Source organism: Duganella dendranthematis (assembly GCF_012849375.1).
GTDB lineage: Bacteria > Pseudomonadota > Gammaproteobacteria > Burkholderiales > Burkholderiaceae_D > Rugamonas > Rugamonas dendranthematis.
Genome location: NZ_CP051684.1, coordinates 5,900,187 through 5,913,230 on the forward strand (window position 1 = coordinate 5,900,187; position 13,044 = coordinate 5,913,230).

Genomic DNA, 13,044 nt, shown 5'->3' on the forward strand with positions numbered 1-13,044 from the left:
CCACCATAAGTCATTGAACTACCGGCGTTTTCCCAATCCATCAAATTCTCCGTACCATCAGTAATACCAGCAGATTAGCCCGCTTGCACACCAAGCGAGATCAACGATGATCTAGTAGCGATTCTTGCCGCGCCAGCCTCTGGAAACATCTTATTCAATCTCTTGACTGGAAGCGAGTGCAGTCACAACCAGCGATGGGAGCGTAAGAAAACAGCGATTGGCTGCGATAATACGGTGGGGCTTTCGTTCAAGCCGAACGCCCCATTATCTCCCTGTTCAACTGAGGCATCCATTGTTCGTTGCGCGATGAATTGGCCTACTCTGTTTGACCCGCCTTCCACTGCAGATTCTCCTTAACGTTCTTGGCACATCAGAGCTGGCCGGCCTTGACCGCGCGCCGGATTTCAGCCAGCGCGGAATCGACCGCCGACGAGTAATCCTCGCACATGCTGGCGCTGAACTTGCGCTCGCTCTCGGTGCCGGAATCAACATCTACGAGTTGCAGCGCAAAGCTGAACCGCAGCTTCAGGTCGCCATCGGGCCCCTCCAGGATTTCGTTGACGATCAGCCCGTCCACCGGTCCGGAGAGCCGGGCAAACACGGTTTTCTTCGGCGGATAAAAAGTAACCCGTTCGCGCGCGCTCTTGCCGCGGATTGCGACCTCGCGCAGCAGACCGTGTTCGCTGTCTTCAAGCACTTCGCAATGGGTCATCGCCGGGATGAAGGGCACCCCGTTGCGCGCCTTCTGCTGCAACCCGGCCCACAGCTGGGCACGGGTCAACAACGGATCGCTCTGTTCACGAAAGCAGTTAACCGAGATTTCCTTGACCGCGTAAATCATCTTGCTCTCCTTGCCGGATTCTTGATGCCAGTATCATGCGGGAAAATAATCCTGGAATAAAGCGGGGAAGATGGGAAAGATTGATCCAAAATTGGCACACTAGTGCGTTCTCGCTGTCAAAGATGGCTAGTTGCCGGCTGCCCGACGACACGCTGACGTATCAGCTACGCAGGTGCTCCTGCAGGAACTCGATGAAGCGCTGAGTCTTGGCCGGGAGCAAACGGGTTTCAGTGATCGCGTACACCGGCGTCGAATGGCCGCGCCATTCCGGCAGCACCCTCTGCAGTCGCCCGGCCGCCAGATCTTCCGCCGCCACTTCCTCCGGCAACATGATAATCCCGAGGTCGAGCGTCGCCAGTCGCCGGAACATGCCGACGCTGTTGACCAGGAAGCGCCCCGTCACCTCGATTTCGGTGGTTTCGGCCTCGCGATGCAAGGTCCAGCGGCCGGATTTCGGGAAGCCCAGGCATTCGTGCCGCACCAGGTCGGAGGGATGTTCCGGCGCGCCGTGCTGCGTCAGATAGCCCGGCGAGGCATACAGCTGCACTGACAATCGTGCCAGCAGCCGCGCGATCAGGTTGGAGTCCGACTGCTCGCCCATGCGGATCGCAATGTCGAACGGCTCGGTCACCAGGTCAACCCGGCGCGGCGTCAGGTCGAATTCGAATGTAATGCCGGGGTAGCGCCGCGAAAACTCGGCGAGCAGCGGCGCCATGTAGATGGTCGCGAAATCTACCGGCAACGAGGCGCGCAGCACGCCGTTGGGCTGCGCCAGCATTTCGCCCAATTGCTCGTGGGCGATGCGCGCCTCGTCAACAATGCGCCGGCAGCGCTCGTAGTACAACTGCCCTGCCTCGGTCAGCTCGACCTTGCGGGTGGTGCGGTGCATGAGCCGCAGTCCAATGTGCTTTTCCAGCGCGGCGATGCGGCGAGATAACGTCGAATTCGGAATACCTGAGACTTCGGCCGCGCGGCGGAAGTTCAGGGTGCTGGCGACCTCAATGAACAGTGCCATATCATTGAGCAACTCCATTGCATTACTCCATTTTTGGATCAATCCATCCCATTATACCCCCTTTATCCCACTGATAAATTGGTTGAAGATACGTTCATCGCAAACGCAACCCGACGCGAAGTCAGCGTCTTCACAGGAGATGGACATGAACAAAGGTACTGCAGTAGTGACTGGCGGCGCCGCCGGCATCGGCCAGGCATATGCGCAACGGCTGGCCGCCGATGGTTTTGACATCGCGGTCGCCGACATGAACGATGCCAGCACCACCCGCGCTCTGGTGGAAGCCACGGGCCGCAAGTTCTATTCGGCGGCGGTTAATGTCAGCTCGCCAGAGTCGACGCTGCAGTTCTCTGCCGATGTGGCCGCCCATCTGGGCCCTGTCACCGCACTGGTGAACAACGCCGGCATCTACCCGTGGAAATCATTCGCCGAGACCGACTACGAGATGTGGCGCAAGGTCATGGGCGTCAACCTCGACGGCGCCTTCCTCATGGCCAAGGCCTTCGTGCCGGGCATGGTGGAGCGCCAGCACGGCCGCATCGTCAACGTTGCCAGCAGCTCGCTGTGGCTGAACGTGCCGGACATGACCGCCTACATCGCCAGCAAGGGCGGCGTGGTCGGATTCACCCGCGCCCTCGCAAGCGAACTGGGCAAGGACGGCATCACCGTTAACGTGATTGCGCCGGGCCTGACCAACACCAAGTCGATGCACGGCACCAATGAAGAAATCTTTGACTATCTGCCGAAGCTGCAGGCCATCCCGCGCACCATCCAGCCGGGCGACCTGGTGGGCGTGGTGTCCTTCCTGTGCTCCGCCGACTCCGCGTTTGTCACCGGCCAGACCATCATCGCCGATGGCGGTCAGGCCCGGATTTGATCTTTCCTACTCATTAACACGGAACGCATATCATGAGCAATACACTGACACCAGTCCGCATCGGCCGCTACACCATTCCAAACCGCCTGGTGATGGCGCCAATGACCCGCTCCCGGGCCAGCGACGATGGTGTGGTCGGCGACCTGACTGTGACCTATTACGCGCAACGCGCCACTGCCGGCCTGATCATCAGCGAAGGCGTGTTCCCTTCGGCGCTGGGCAAGGGCTATGTGCACACGCCTGGCATCGAGACCGCTGAACAAGTGGCGGCATGGAAAAAAGTCACCGACGCCGTGCACGCACGCGGTGGCCGTATCTTCATGCAGATGATGCACAGCGGCCGCATCTCCCACCCGGCGCTGCTGAACGGCGCCACCCCGGTCGCGCCATCGGCCATCCCGCCAGCCGGCCAGGCCTGGACCAGCGCCGGTCAGGTTGATTTCGTCACGCCGCGCGCCCTCAGCACCGAAGAAGTCGCCGGCGTGATCGACGAATACCGCCAGGCTACCCGCCGCGCCATCGAAGCCGGCTTTGACGGTGTCGAGCTGCATGGCGCCTCCGGCTACCTGCCGGAACAATTCCTGTCGTCCGGCAGTAACCAGCGCCAGGACCAGTACGGCGGTTCGGTGGAAAACCGCGCCCGTTTCATGCTAGATACCCTGGATGCCATGATTGCCGAAGCCGGCGCCGACCGGGTCGGTCTCAAAATCTCACCCGAGATGAACTACAACAGCATCACCGACGCCGATCCGCAACAAACCTATCGCCATCTGGTGGAGCAACTGCGCGGCAAAGGCCTGGCCTACCTGCATGTCGCGCTGTTCGGTACCCAGACCGATTACCACGGCATGCTACGCCCGTTGTTTGGCGGCACCTATCTGATCGGTAGTGGCTTGACCCAGCAATCGGCGGAGGCGATTCTGGCGGAAGGAAAGGCCGAGGCGACGGTATTCGGCGCCGCATTCCTAGCCAACCCGGACCTGCCGGAACGTTTCCGCCAGGACGCTGCGTTGAACCAGCCGGATCGCAGCACCTTCTTCGCACCGCCAACTGCCCAGGGCTACATCGACTATCCAGCCCTGGACACGGCTGAAGTCGCCTAAGCCGCCTGCCCGACCCGAAAGGCAATCATCATGACCATTAATCTCGCCCGCATGCAATCAGCCAGCCGCGGCGGCCAGTTCCGCGCCGTCCGCCTGCATGGCGCCGATCCCGCCATGCTCGATCCCTTCATGGGCATCGACCATGCCTGGATGAGCGCGCCGACCTTTCCGCCGCATCCGCACGCCGGCTTTTCGGCCGTGACGTATTTGTTCCAGGATTCCGAGACCGATATCGACAACAGAGACTCGCTCGGCAACAGCGTCATGGTCAAGCCGGGCGGCCTGCATTGGACCGCCGCCGGGCGCGGGGTGGTGCACCGTGAGGACCCGGCGGTGCTGGGGCGTACCGCCCATTTGCTGCAGATCTTCATCAATCTGCCGCAGACCAGACAAAACGACACACCGTTCGCGCTGACACTGGCGCCGCAAGAGGTGCCGGTGGTGCAACTGCCGGGCGTGACCGTACGGGTGCCGCTGGGCAGCTTTGGCGAGCAGCATTCGCCGCTGGCGCCGCCGACCGATGTGACCTTGCTCGATGTGTTCGTGCAGGACGGCGCCAGCTTCACGCTGCCGGTCGCGGCCGGCCAGCGCGCCTTCATCATGCCGATTGCCGGCAGCGCCGACATCGACGGTCAACCATTCGGACTGGAAGAGCTGGCCGCGCCCGTCCTGGCCCCGTTCGACAGCGACGCCAGCTACCAGTTGCGAGCCCGCGCTGGCGCCACCCGGCTGGCCATCTTCATCGGCCAGCCCTTGCATCAACCCGTGCTTTCCAACGGACCGATGGCGTTCGCCGACGCGCAAAGCCTGACCGCGGCAGCTGCCGCCTACCACCGCGGCGAGATGGGAAAGCTGTAAGCGCCGCCATACCACCAATGAGAAACATCATGAGCGTAGTACGTTTTACCGCTGAAAACTCGGCCCTGCTGTTGATCGACCACCAGGTCGGCACCATGAAACTGATCAAGAACATCGACACCGCGCTGGCTGCCAAACAGTCGATCGCGCTGGCCAAGATGGCGAAAATCCTGAACCTGCCGGTGGTCATCACCTCCAGCCAGGAAGACAATGCACAAGGCCCGATCCTGCCGGAAATCGCCGCGATCCTGCCGGAAGCCCACGCGGCGCGCGTCAAGCGTCCCGGCGTGGTCAACGCCTGGGCCTATGCCGACTTCCGCGACGCGGTCCTGGCCACCGGCCGCAAGAACCTGATCATGGCCGGCGTCACCACCGATGTCTGCCTGATCTTTCCAGCCATCGACGCTGCCGAGGAAGGTTTCGCAGTGCAGGCCGTCATGGACGCCTCCGGTTCGCCAAGCGAACTGTCTGAGCAATTCTCGCGCCAGCGCATGCACGACGCCGGTGTGGTGCTGACTGCCACCAATACGCTGATGGCCGAAATCGCGCAGGACTGGTCGACCCCCACCGGCCAGCAATTGATCACACTGCTGTTTAGCGATGTGTTCCCGGCGCTCGGCGCCAGCATCAGCTGATAGCACCATGAACAGCGCTGCCCCACGGATTGTGATCGTCGGCGCCTCACTGGCCGGCCTGACGCTCGCCCTGGCCTGCGCCAGGCGCGGGGTGGCGGTGCACGTACTGGAACGCGCAGCGCGACGTCTGCATGGCGGCGACAGCCTAAGCGTGGATCTCAACGCGCTGGCCGCCGCCACCGGTCACGACCCGCGCCAGCCGCCCACGCTGCCAGTGGTGCCGGCCTATCGGGACCGCCATCTCACCACCTGGCCGGCACTGTATGCATGGTTGCGCAGCCATGCGCTGGCGACGCCCGGCATCACGCTGGACGAAGGTTGCAACGTGACTGCAGTCCGCGACTACGGCGACCATGTCGCAATGGCGATTGATGGCTGCCCCGCGCTACGCGTCGATGCCGCCATCTGCGCCGATGGCTATCACAGCCTGGTGCGACGCAGCGTGGCGCCACAACAGCCGCTGGCCCGCTATGCCGGCTACACGGTCTGGCGCGGCCTGGTCGAGGAAAAAGCGCTGGCACAGCCGCTGCAGTGGCCATCGAATGGCGGCCTATGGATTAAATTGGTGCGCGGCTACCGGCTGGTGGCCGCCGTACTGCCGGGCCGCGATGGCAAGCTGGAAGTCGGCAACCGCCAGATTACCTTCGCCTGGTTCGACGCCCATCGTACCGAACTGCTGCGGCACAGCGGTCGCCTCACCGAAGATGGCGGGCTGGTCGGATCGCTGGCAGCCGGCGCGATCGAACCGAGTGTGCGTGCGGAGCTGCTGGCACTGGTGCCGCAGCTATGGCCGGCGACCTGGGCCGAAGCGGTCAGCGCAGGACTGCGTTCAGCCACCGCGCTGAGTGGCGCGCCGATCGCCGAGTACCGTCCCGAGCGGTTAGCCAACGGCCGACTGGCGCTCGTCGGCGACGCCGCCCACGTGGTGACGCCAATGACCGGCAGCGGCTACGCCACCAGCGTCGACGACGCCATCGTGCTGGCAAGGCTGCTGGCTGAAGCAGCCGCAGATGCGCCGATCAGCGCGGTGCTGGCGCGCTACCAGGCGGTGCGCCTGCCGTACGTGCGCGGGCTGGTGGCGCACTCGCAGCGCCTCAGCGCCGAATATCTGCGACACGCCCTTACCGGCGGCCACCCGGCTCGATTTGATACGGCCGGCCTCGGCGAATAACCGACAAGAGCGCTGCGCCGCAGCGCACGATGGTAGTCTCATACTTCTTTACTCTGAGAGAACAATATGCCCACTATCCACCAAGACAACACCTTTACACAGATCGTGCGGTTTGACGTTAGCCCTGAAAAGCAACTTGCGCTGATTGATGCCATCGTCGGCGAAGTCCAGCGATGGGTGCGATTGCGGCCGGGCTTTATTTCCTCGACTTTCCACGCCAGTCACGACGGCCGGCACGTCATCAATTACGCGCAATGGAAGGACGAAGCGGCGTTCCGGGCGTTTGGCGAGGACCCGCAAGGCAAACACCTGCAGGCGGCGATCCGCGCCGTGGATGCTGGCCTGAAACCGCAAGCGATCCATTGCCGCGTAGTGCGGAGCATCGATGCCATCGGCTAACACTGCTCCCTGGCGTTCGGTGGCTGGCGGACGCCATCGGCATGTCTAAATTGGCAGTTCGGCTGCACGGGCGACGCTGCGCGGGACACTGCTTAGCGCAAGTCGTTCGGCGGCGATAGGCAATGCGAAAACGCGGAGCGGGTGTGGCGACAAAAATCGCGGCGCAAAGCTTTCTTTACCAGCGGATTAAAGGTTATGCTAAGCGCCTCAACTCAACCGGAGCCGATTGGCATGATGCTGCATATCCCAGAAGTTTTGTCCCGCGACCAGGTTGCCCACATCCGCCGCCGCCTCGACGAAGCCGATTGGGTAGACGGCCGCGCCACCGTCGGCACGCAGGGCGCCAAGGTCAAGCAAAACCGGCAGTTGCCGGAAACCTCGTCGTTGGCGCGAGAACTGGGACAGATCGTGCTCGATGCGCTGGCCAATAATCCGCTGTTCTTCTCGGCGGCACTGCCGTTAAGCACTTGCCCGCCATTGTTCAATAGCTACGCCGGCGGCGAGCATTACGGTAATCATATTGATGGCGCCATGCGCCGCATCCCGGCCACCGGCCAGTGGCTGCGTACCGACGTCTCCAGCACGTTGTTCCTGTGCGACGCGGAAGAATATGACGGCGGTGAACTGATCGTAGAAGACGCGTACGGCGTGCATGAGGTCAAGCTGCCGGCGGGCGATCTGATTCTGTACCCGTCCACCAGCGTGCACCGCGTCGAGCCGGTCACGCGTGGCGCGCGCGTCTGCTCATTCTTCTGGACCCAGAGTATGGTGCGCGACGATGGCCGTCGCGCATTGCTGCTGGAACTGGACCGCAATATCCAGTCGCTGCGCGCGCGGCTGGGCGACTGTGACGAGATGGTCGGATTGACCGGCCACTATCACAACCTGCTGCGCCAGTGGAGCGAAGTCTGAGACGTCAATTTTTAATGCACGCCGCGCAGCGCGAGACGACCACCAGCTCCTGCCGGACGTCGTAGCCTTCGTGCTCGGCGGCCGCGGCCAGTTGGTTCGCCAGTGCCGGTTCGGCAAGCTTGCGCCGCCGTCCGCATACGTCACAGTGGAAATAGCACGCGCGTTTGCGCTGCGGCCCAAGCTTGATCAAATAACACGAGCGGGTGCCGAGCGAATTGTGATGCCATTCGCGCTCCACCAGCGCATGCTGTTCCAGTTCCTTCAAAATGCGATACACCGTCGCCAGGCTGGTGCTATTGCCCTGCTCCGCCATTCCGCGCAGCACCGATTCGGCATCGACCGGTCCTTGCGCCTGCACCAGCACGCGCACCACCGCCATCCGGCCGATCGTCAGCCGCAGTGAAGTTTGCCGCAACCACTGCTGCACGCGCTGGCCAACTGGGTCATGGTCCCATTCGGGAGGTATTGCGCACGGTAAGAGCATGGGTGACTTCCTTTCCCTCCTTTGCCAAGCGAAACGCAAAAAGGGGAACTACTTCAGCGGCGAGGCGACCACGACGATGCCTTCGCCACGCGCACGCTCGATCATCGGCAGTCCGCGCAAGCGCATCACGCCGTACAAATCGTCGCGCACAATCGCATATTGCGGCACGCCACGTCCGGCGTTCAACAGCCAGCGCGCATAGAACGCATCCATCGACGCCACGCCGCGCCAGGCCTCCTGCTGCAAGCCGAAATCCAATTCCCCGCTGTACGCCACCGGAATCACCGTGTGGCCCATGTAAAACGTCATCGACTGCTCATAGGTGCCAACGGCATACACCGGCGTGTCGTCTTTGAGCTCGGCGCGGATCGCCAGCGCGGCGTCGCAACCGGCCTGCTGGCGTCCATGCGTTTCGTACGCCGTCATGCTCAGTTGTGTCAGCATCCAGCCGCCCAGCGCAGCCAGCACCAGCATCGCGGTGCGCTGCCCGCGCCATTCCGCGATAGAGGCCGCCACGCCGCAAAGGATGGCCACGCCAAACGCTGCGCCCAGCAGCGGCAGATTAATGATCGGGAAGAATCGCGTGCATACCACGCCGGCAACGCCAACGATCACCAGCAAGGCCGGCGCACTCAAGGCAGCATTGCGCGAGGCCCGGTCCAGATAAACACCGGCCAGCAGCGCCATCGCCGGGAACACCGGCAGCATATAACCCGGCAGCTTGGAGCTGGAGTAGCTGAAGAACACCAGGATGAAGATCGTCCACACCAGCAGCAAACGCGCCGGCTGGAAGCGCCCCTCCACCCGCTTGCGCGCTGCGGCCAGGCTGGCGGGCAAGGTCGCCATCCAGGGCATGGTGGCCGGCAGTAACAGCAGCAGGAAGTAGTACCACGGACCATCGCGATGATGCGTCTTCAGGAAAAACCGGTCCCAATGCTCGTGAATAAAGAAGAACTGAGGCTGCTCGGGATTGCGCGCCGCCACCAGCAGGAACCACGGCAGCGCCAGCAGCAGGAACACCAGCAACCCGGTCACCGGATGCAGGCGGCGCCAGATGCCACGGTCGCCGCTCACCAGCGCGTAAATAAACAGCACGCCGCCCGGCAGCACGATGCCGATCAGCCCCTTGGCCAGCAGCGACAGCGCCATGGCGGCCCAGCATACCAGCATCCAGCGGCGCCGCTGCGCCGTATCGGCGTCATCCTGCTGCGCGATCAGCAGCGCGCACAAGGCCAGCGCCATGGTGACGGCCACCGGCAAATCCAGCGAATTGAATTGCGACGCCGCCGCCCAGAACAGCGTCGAACCCAAGACCAGCGCCGCGTACAGACCGGCGCGGCCGCCAAACACACGCCGCCCCGTATAAGACACCATCAGCACGCCAACAATGCCGCACACACCATTCCACAAGCGCGCCTGCCAGTCGCCGATGCCGAACAGGGCGAACGACACGGCGCTCATCCAGGTGTGCAGCGGCGGCTTTTCAAAATACTTGATGCCGTTGAGGCGCGTGGTGACCCAGTCGCCGCTCAGCAGCATCTCGCGCGCCATTTCGGCATAGCGGCCCTCATCCGGCGGGATCAGCGTGCGCAGGTTCAGCACCAGCAGGGAAAACACGATAAAGACGGCAGCCAGAAGATACTGCGCTGTCCTGGTGCGGAAGAATGCAGGCATGGAAACACATGAAAGACGAAAATGTCGCAGCAGTCTAATTCCTTGACTATTAACCCTGTGTTAAAGCATGCGCCAGCGAAAAAAAAAGCCCGCGTCAAATGACGCGGGCTTTCGAAGTCACGGCAATTAATACTTGAAATTGGCCGTCAGGGTCGCGCTGCGGCCAGGACCGACGCCGGCGTAGTGCGGCGACGAGACCTTGTCGAAGTACAGCTTGTCGGTCAGGTTCTGGATATTCAGTTGCAGCGTAATATGACGGTTGACGTCATAGCTGGCCATGGCGTCGAAGCGCGTGTAGCCCGGCGCGTACTTGGTGTTGTTGATGTTGGCGTACACCTTCGACACATAGTTCAAACCGCCGCCCACCACCACGCCCGGCAGCACCGAGTACGAGGTCCACAGCGAAGCGCTGTTCTTCGGCGTCGTCGGGAAAACGTTGCCGTTGTACGGCGAAGGCTGCCAGTTCGGCACGAGGGTGGTACCGACGTTGACCGAACCGTTGTCGTCCACTTTGCCGTCCAGGTAGGTGTAGCCGCCGAAGACCTGCCATTCCTTGGTGATGTTGCCGCTAACGCCCAGCTCCACGCCCTTCATGGTCTTCTTGCCGACGTTTTGTGTGGTGCCATCCGGCGCGGTCACACGGGCGTTGTTCATCTCGCTCTCAAACACGGCTGCGCTGAGCGACAGGCGGCCACCCGGTAGCACTTCCCACTTGGTGCCCAGCTCGTAGTTCTTGCTGTCCTGCGGCTTCAGGTTCTGGATGGTGCTGCTCAGCGAATCGAGACCGTCGCCGCCGTCATTGCCCGGTGGCGTAGACGAAGTACCGTACGACACATAGATACTGCTATTGGTCGACGGTTTGTAGACCAGGCCAGCTTGGTAGTTGGTGAAGTTGGACTTCACTTCGGCGTGTGAGGCGGCGGTGGTGGCGCCGTTCAGCGTGTACATCGGCACGTCCAGCACGCTGCGGTAATCATCCCAGCGCAGGCCGACATTCAGCAGCCACTGCGGCGTGAACTCGACGGTGTCGAAGGCGTAAGCCGACCGGGTGTTGGTGACCACGCTGGTGCGCGCCGGCGAAATCGTGCGGGTATAGGCCCACGGGTCGTTCGGATTCGGATTGATGGTAGTGGTGCAGTTGTACAGCGTGGCCGCGCCGGAGATCGGGCACGCGGTGCCGGCATTGTTGACCGGGTTGTTGGTGCCCGGCGAGAACAGGTAACTGCTGCGGTCGGTGTCTTCGCGGCTGATTTCCACGCCGGTTGTATAGCTGTGCTTGACGCCGGCCGCAGTGAAGCTGCCGCTCAGGCTGGTGGCGTTGGCCAGCGAATCGGTGCTGGTGACGCGGGTGTTGGCGCGGCGCCATACGGTGCCGTACAACATGGTATTGCCTTTCGAGTCATCCGGCTGCGTCCAGACGTAATCGTTGTCGGTCTTGCCGTAGCGGATCACGTTGCGCAGCACCATGCCGTCGGCAAAGTCGTGGCGCACGTCGATGGTGCCGATATCGCTCTGGGTCTTGCGGAAGTCGCGGTCCACCAGGCCATAGAAGGTCTCGCGCGGGACGCTGATCGGCGTGCCGTCGCCGTTCTTGCTGACGTTGGTGCCTGTGGTGAACGGGTTGTTGAACGGGATGCCGGTATCCGGCAGTTCGTCCGACTGCATGTGGTAGTAGCTCAGCGTGGCCTTTGTGCTGGAGTGCATGCCCAGCGTGATGCTCGGCGCGATGCCCCAGCGGTTGCCGTTGACTTCGTCGCGGCCGGCGACGTGGGCGTCGTGGCCCATCACATTCAGGCGGACTGCGACGTCGTCATTGATCACGCGGTTGATGTCGACGGTGCCGCGGCGGTATTGTGCCGAGCCCAGGCCCAGGCTGGCGTTGGTGAAGTTTTCCGCCTTTGGCGATTTGCTGACCAGGTTGATGCCGCCGCCAGCCGACGAACGGCCGCCGTAGGCCGAATTCGGGCCCTTGACCACTTCGATCTGCTCCAGATCGAAGATTTCGCGCGACTGCGAACCCGTGTCGCGGATGCCGTCGATATAGGTGTCGGTTTGCGCGTTGTAGCCACGGATGAACAGATTGTCGCCGACAGGATTGCCGCCCTCGCCCGCGCCGATGGTAATGCCAGGCACGGTGCGCAGCGCGTCGGTCAGCGACACGGCGCCGGTCTGCGAGATCACTTCCGAGGTGATCACGGTCACCGATTTCGGCGTATCCAGCAGCGGCGCGGTGAATTTCTCATTGGCCGATTTGGTGGTCTGGAAGTCGCTGGTGCGGGTCGCATCGACCACCACTTCCGGCAGCTTTTGCGGCTGTTCCGGCGCCACTTCCGCGTGCAGCGCCAGCGGCACGGCCAGCGTAGCCAGGGCGGCCAGATGCAGGCGGCTTAGGGTTGGGGTCGCGTGCTTGCGGCTTTTGATGCCGGCGCTTTTTTCTGTCGATTTCATAATCTTCCGTAGGTCAGTCATAGTTGTTGGCTGGCTGAGGAGCGCGGCTCCCGGCTGGCTGTATAAGAGTGGTCAGGATTGCCCAGTGCTCGGCACGCAGTCGCGGCAGCGCGCTGGAATCGCGATGTCGGTGTCCAGCGCATAGCCCTCCAGCGCGGCGACGCTGGCCAGTTGTGCCGCCAGCACCGCATCGGCGATGCGCTGTTGGCGCTGGCAGACATCGCAGCGGAATACGTAGGAACGGCTGGGCGTGGGCGTGCCGGCGATGGAATAGGCAGCCTTAACGCCGCTGGAGCTGACATGGCGGTCGCGCAGCACCAGCCCGTCCTCCTCCATCTGCTTGAGAATCCGGTACACGGAACCCAGGCTGACGTCCTCGCCGATCTCCAGCAGGCAGCGGAACACGACTTCGGCGCAGACCGGCTGCGCCTGCTCCAGCAGCACCGCCGCCACGCTGGCGCGGGCGCGCGTAACGCGTAACGGCGACTTGCGCATCCATTCCTGGACGCGCAGCTGCTGCGCTGATTCATGGTGTGACGGCTGCATGTGGGTTCCCTCTATCGCTGTGCAATGGTCCTGTATCTACCTTGCCAAACGAGCTTTAAAAAAGGGAACCGAAATAAGAAT

The 13,044-nt window shown here is 62.7% G+C and carries 13 protein-coding genes; 7 read left to right on the forward strand and 6 right to left on the reverse strand.

What is annotated here, in order from left to right:
* Positions 1–370 precede the first annotated feature (370 nt).
* Together HH213_RS26995 and HH213_RS27000 are read right to left on the reverse strand one after the other, a co-directional pair.
* Positions 371–841: an SRPBCC family protein gene (locus tag HH213_RS26995; protein WP_169114322.1), complete on the reverse strand. Its 471-nt coding sequence runs from the start codon at positions 839–841 to the stop codon at positions 371–373.
* A 160-nt stretch (positions 842–1,001) separates the two neighbouring features.
* Positions 1,002–1,874, reverse strand: a complete 873-nt coding sequence (locus HH213_RS27000) for a LysR family transcriptional regulator (RefSeq protein WP_169114323.1) — start codon at positions 1,872–1,874, stop codon at positions 1,002–1,004.
* A gap of 127 nt (positions 1,875–2,001) precedes the next feature.
* On the opposite strand from HH213_RS27000, the gene HH213_RS27005 reads away from it, so the two are divergent.
* The 7 genes from HH213_RS27005 (at position 2,002) to HH213_RS27035 (ending at position 7,811) form a co-directional block, all read left to right on the forward strand.
* A complete protein-coding gene (locus HH213_RS27005) occupies positions 2,002–2,733 on the forward strand; it encodes an SDR family NAD(P)-dependent oxidoreductase (RefSeq protein WP_169114324.1) in 732 nt (243 codons plus the stop codon).
* A gap of 32 nt (positions 2,734–2,765) precedes the next feature.
* Positions 2,766–3,836, forward strand: a complete 1,071-nt coding sequence (locus HH213_RS27010; protein ID WP_169114325.1) for an alkene reductase — start codon at positions 2,766–2,768, stop codon at positions 3,834–3,836.
* Positions 3,837–3,866: 30 nt separating this feature from the next.
* Positions 3,867–4,694: a pirin family protein gene (locus HH213_RS27015; RefSeq protein ID WP_169114326.1), complete on the forward strand. Its 828-nt coding sequence runs from the start codon at positions 3,867–3,869 to the stop codon at positions 4,692–4,694.
* Between the two features lie 29 nt (positions 4,695–4,723).
* Complete coding sequence (locus tag HH213_RS27020; protein WP_169114327.1) at positions 4,724–5,329, forward strand: isochorismatase family protein; 606 nt, start codon at positions 4,724–4,726, stop codon at positions 5,327–5,329.
* Between the two features lie 7 nt (positions 5,330–5,336).
* Positions 5,337–6,500, forward strand: a complete 1,164-nt coding sequence (locus tag HH213_RS27025; protein ID WP_169114328.1) for an FAD-dependent monooxygenase — start codon at positions 5,337–5,339, stop codon at positions 6,498–6,500.
* A gap of 66 nt (positions 6,501–6,566) precedes the next feature.
* Complete coding sequence (locus HH213_RS27030; RefSeq protein WP_169114329.1) at positions 6,567–6,899, forward strand: antibiotic biosynthesis monooxygenase family protein; 333 nt, start codon at positions 6,567–6,569, stop codon at positions 6,897–6,899.
* A gap of 231 nt (positions 6,900–7,130) precedes the next feature.
* The gene (locus HH213_RS27035; RefSeq protein WP_169114330.1) at positions 7,131–7,811 is read left to right on the forward strand and encodes a Fe2+-dependent dioxygenase; all 681 of its coding nucleotides are present in this window, start codon (positions 7,131–7,133) and stop codon (positions 7,809–7,811) included.
* A 4-nt stretch (positions 7,812–7,815) separates the two neighbouring features.
* Here the strand turns inward: HH213_RS27035 and HH213_RS27040 are convergent, their stop codons facing one another.
* From HH213_RS27040 to HH213_RS27055, 4 genes are all read right to left on the reverse strand, one after another.
* Entirely contained in the window at positions 7,816–8,238 is a 423-nt protein-coding gene (locus HH213_RS27040; protein WP_169114331.1) for a Fur family transcriptional regulator, read from the reverse strand.
* Between the two features lie 105 nt (positions 8,239–8,343).
* Positions 8,344–9,969: a glycosyltransferase family 39 protein gene (locus tag HH213_RS27045; RefSeq protein ID WP_169114332.1), complete on the reverse strand. Its 1,626-nt coding sequence runs from the start codon at positions 9,967–9,969 to the stop codon at positions 8,344–8,346.
* Positions 9,970–10,095: 126 nt separating this feature from the next.
* Entirely contained in the window at positions 10,096–12,417 is a 2,322-nt protein-coding gene (locus tag HH213_RS27050; RefSeq protein ID WP_169114333.1) for a TonB-dependent receptor, read from the reverse strand.
* Between the two features lie 72 nt (positions 12,418–12,489).
* Positions 12,490–12,963 carry a Fur family transcriptional regulator gene (locus HH213_RS27055; RefSeq protein ID WP_169114334.1) on the reverse strand — a complete coding sequence of 158 codons (474 nt, stop codon included), beginning with the start codon at positions 12,961–12,963 and terminating at the stop codon, positions 12,490–12,492.
* Positions 12,964–13,044 lie beyond the last annotated feature (81 nt).

What these genes read in the sequence shown, in the direction of transcription:
- HH213_RS26995 (WP_169114322.1), bottom strand. Translation starts at nt 841, where the DNA reads ATGATTTACGCGGTCAAGGAAATCTCGGTTAACTGCTTTCGTGAACAG.
- HH213_RS27000 (WP_169114323.1), bottom strand. Translation starts at nt 1,874, where the DNA reads ATGGAGTTGCTCAATGATATGGCACTGTTCATTGAGGTCGCCAGCACC.
- HH213_RS27005 (WP_169114324.1), top strand. Translation starts at nt 2,002, where the DNA reads ATGAACAAAGGTACTGCAGTAGTGACTGGCGGCGCCGCCGGCATCGGC.
- HH213_RS27010 (WP_169114325.1), top strand. Translation starts at nt 2,766, where the DNA reads ATGAGCAATACACTGACACCAGTCCGCATCGGCCGCTACACCATTCCA.
- HH213_RS27015 (WP_169114326.1), top strand. Translation starts at nt 3,867, where the DNA reads ATGACCATTAATCTCGCCCGCATGCAATCAGCCAGCCGCGGCGGCCAG.
- HH213_RS27020 (WP_169114327.1), top strand. Translation starts at nt 4,724, where the DNA reads ATGAGCGTAGTACGTTTTACCGCTGAAAACTCGGCCCTGCTGTTGATC.
- HH213_RS27025 (WP_169114328.1), top strand. Translation starts at nt 5,337, where the DNA reads ATGAACAGCGCTGCCCCACGGATTGTGATCGTCGGCGCCTCACTGGCC.
- HH213_RS27030 (WP_169114329.1), top strand. Translation starts at nt 6,567, where the DNA reads ATGCCCACTATCCACCAAGACAACACCTTTACACAGATCGTGCGGTTT.
- HH213_RS27035 (WP_169114330.1), top strand. Translation starts at nt 7,131, where the DNA reads ATGATGCTGCATATCCCAGAAGTTTTGTCCCGCGACCAGGTTGCCCAC.
- HH213_RS27045 (WP_169114332.1), bottom strand. Translation starts at nt 9,969, where the DNA reads ATGCCTGCATTCTTCCGCACCAGGACAGCGCAGTATCTTCTGGCTGCC.
- HH213_RS27050 (WP_169114333.1), bottom strand. Translation starts at nt 12,417, where the DNA reads ATGAAATCGACAGAAAAAAGCGCCGGCATCAAAAGCCGCAAGCACGCG.
- HH213_RS27055 (WP_169114334.1), bottom strand. Translation starts at nt 12,963, where the DNA reads ATGCAGCCGTCACACCATGAATCAGCGCAGCAGCTGCGCGTCCAGGAA.